This window comes from Blastomonas sp. CCH1-A6 (genome assembly GCF_001556365.1).
In the GTDB taxonomy this organism is placed as follows: Bacteria; Pseudomonadota; Alphaproteobacteria; order Sphingomonadales; family Sphingomonadaceae; genus Blastomonas; species Blastomonas ursincola.
The window spans coordinates 1-2,488 of sequence record NZ_LSIS01000415.1 but is presented as its reverse complement, the minus strand read 5'-3'; the positions used below and the strand labels follow the sequence as shown (position 1 = coordinate 2,488).

Annotated in this window: 2 protein-coding genes; both read left to right on the top strand. The window is 68.3% G+C overall.

Annotated features, from left to right (window positions below; genetic code table 11):
* The first annotated feature begins 224 nt into the window (after window positions 1–224).
* Window positions 225–959 carry a response regulator gene (locus AX735_RS18790; protein ID WP_066283343.1) on the top strand — a complete coding sequence of 245 codons (735 nt, stop codon included), beginning with the start codon at window positions 225–227 and terminating at the stop codon, window positions 957–959.
* On the top strand, window positions 956–2,362 hold the full coding sequence (locus tag AX735_RS18785; protein WP_066283340.1) for a sensor histidine kinase: 1,407 nt from the start codon (window positions 956–958) through the stop codon (window positions 2,360–2,362). Before AX735_RS18790 ends, AX735_RS18785 begins: the two co-directional genes overlap by 4 nt.
* The last annotated feature ends 126 nt before the right edge of the window (window positions 2,363–2,488 follow it).

Sequence of the window (2,488 nt, the reverse complement as noted above, 5' to 3'; positions counted from 1 at the left end):
CGCTCGAGCGCTTCAACCGCCACGATGCCAACAAGGACGGCAGGATCACCCAGGAAGAGCGCGCTGCCGCGCGCGAAGCGATGAAACAGCGCTGGCAGCAGCGCAAGGCCGCACCCCAGGGCTGACCTTCGCCGCTCAAGACCATCCGGCTCCGGGCGCAGACTCCCCTATGCGTCCGGGGCCGGTTGCCTTTCTCCCCCGCACCCGGCACATGCTGACATTCGATGACCGATCCCGTCCATATCCTGCTGATCGATGACGAGCCGACATTGCGCGAGCCGCTGGCCGAATATCTGACCGGCCAGGGCTTTGCCGTGACCGAGGCGGGCGATGCAGCGAAGGCGCGCACGCTGATGCGCGACCAGCGCTTCTCGATCCTGCTGCTCGACATCATGATGCCGGGCGAGGATGGCTTGAGCCTCTGCCGCCATGTCGCGGCGCAATCCGAAACGCCGGTCATCCTGCTCACCGCCAAGGGCGAGGCGATGGATCGCATCATCGGTCTGGAAATCGGCGCGGACGATTATGTCGTCAAGCCATTCGATCCGCGCGAGCTGGTGGCGCGGATCAAGACCGTGCTGCGCCGTGCCGCGCGCGTGCCCCAGCCCGCCGAGGACGAACCGCAGGGCTTCGAGTTCGATGGCTGGACGCTCGATACGGTCAAGCGCCGCCTGACCGATCCCGATGGCGCGCTGGTCCCCATTTCCACCGCCGAGTTCAAGCTGCTGCAGGTGTTCTGCGAACATGCAGGACACGTGCTCAACCGCGACCAGCTGCTCGATCTCGCGCATGGCCGCGAGGCGCATCTGTTCGACCGCGCGATCGACAACCAGATCAGCCGGTTGCGCAAGAAGGTGGAAGCGGACAACCGCTCGCCGCGCCTGATCAAGACCGTCTGGGGGGGCGGCTATACGCTCGCCGCGCGCGTGCGGCGCCTCGCCAGCCCGGACACCCCATGAGCCTGTTCCAGCGGCTCTGGCCGTCGAGCCTTGCCGGGCGGCTGCTACTCACCATCGCCTTTGCGCTGCTGGCAGGTCAGCTGGTCAATGCCGCGCTGCTGGTCCGCGCGCAGCGCGAACAGGCGCTGGACCGGATCGCGGCCGAGGCTTCGGTCCGGCTGATTGCCGCGACCGATCGCCTGCAGCAGGGTCGGCCGTTGCGCGAGCGCTTCGGCAGCCGCATCGAGCGCGCACCCGGCTTCCGGCTGCGCCGCACCGACTTGACCCCCGACAATCCGGTCCAGCCGGACATGCGGCCCGCGCCCGGCCTGGTGTCGCGCCTGGCCGCCATTCTGCCGAGCTATGGCGTTCCGTCCACGCGGATCGACGCGGCGCTGATGCCGGCCCCGCCGCGCGCCCGCAGGGTCGATCGGCTGGCGGCCGAAATCGGCGGGCGCAACGATCGCCCGATCAGCAAGCTCGCGCTGATCGCCATCCAGCGGCCCGACGGACAGTGGCTGAGCGTCCGGGTGCCCGTGCCCGAAGCCTCGGTGCGCATTCTGGCGACGATTATCGGGCAGACGGTGATCCTGTATCTGGTCATGCTGGTCCCGCTCGTGTGGCTGACACGCCGGATCGCCCGATCGATGGGAACGTTGCGCGAAGGCGTGGCGCATTTCGAGCGGACCCAGGAGGCGCGCTCGATCGAGCCGACCGGGCCCAGCGATCTTGCCGACCTCACCCGCTCGTTCAACGCTATGAGCGCGCGCATCGCCGCGATGCTGAACGAGAAGGACGTGATGCTCGGCGCGATCGGGCATGATCTCAAGACCCCGCTCGCCGCGCTTCGGGTGCGCGTCGAATCGGTGCCCGATGACCGCCAGCGCGAGCGGATGGTCGCCAGCATCGACGACATCACCCGCACGCTCGACGATATCCTGACACTGGCGCGGATCGGCCGGACCGGCGAGGAGCGCGAGCCGGTCAATCTGGGTGCGCTGGTCGAGATGATCGCCGACGAATATCGCGATCTCGGTCAGGACGTCGCGCTCGCCGATACGCCGCGCATCGTGGTGCCGCTGCAGCTGACCTGGATCCGCCGCGCGCTGCGCAATCTGATCGGCAATGCGGTGCGCTATGGCGCGCGTGCGCGGGTCAGTATCGCGCAGGTGCCGGGCAGGGTGAGCATTACCATCGACGATGACGGCCCCGGCATTCCCGACGACCAGATCGAACGGATGTTCGAACCCTTTACCCGGCTGGAAGCCTCACGGAACATGGCGACCGGCGGCACGGGCCTCGGCCTCACGCTCGCGCGCGCGATCCTGCACCAGCACGGCGGCGCGCTGCGGTTGGAGAACCGGCGCAGTGCGGGCGGTGTGGTCGAGGGACTGCGGGCGACGATGACGCTGCCGATGGGGTAGACATTACACGCAGAGTGCCCGTCATTCCCGCGAAGGCGGGAATCCCGCTATTTCGGTTCTCCGGACCAGAAGCGGGACCCCCGCCTTCGCGGGGGTGACGAGTTGGCAGCAAGCACGACAGCATGC